Source organism: Mycobacterium sp. NGS27 (assembly GCF_059813005.1).
On record NZ_JCALDT010000050.1, the window covers coordinates 1 to 367 of the forward strand.

Sequence of the window (367 nt, forward strand, 5' to 3'; positions counted from 1 at the left end):
TGCGGTGGGTGTTGGTGGAGTTGAGTGCTGATCCGGGGCGGCGGTTGTCGTCGGTGGATCTGTTGGATGCTGCTGAGCACGCTCGCCTGGCCGAGGTCGGTAACCGGGTGGTGTTGGAGGAGCCGGAGTCGTCGGCGGTGTCGATTCCCGCGGCGTTTGCGGCGCAGGTGGCGCGCACCCCGGGTGCGGTGGCGCTGACATGCGATGGCCGGTCGATGACGTATCGCGAGCTCGATGAGGCCGCTGATCGGTTGGCGCATGTGCTGGTTGGTCATGGTGCGGGTCCGGGCGAGTCGGTGGCGTTGCTGTTTTCCCGGTCGGCTGAGGCGATCGTGTCGATTGCGGCGGTGCTCAAGACCGGGGCGGC

The 367-nt window shown here is 67.8% G+C and carries 1 protein-coding gene; it reads left to right on the forward strand.

The annotated features are described in order from the left end of the window. Positions 1-367: AMP-binding protein (locus AC5Y30_RS25520; RefSeq protein WP_499922099.1), on the forward strand; the 367-nt coding region annotated here is incomplete at both ends.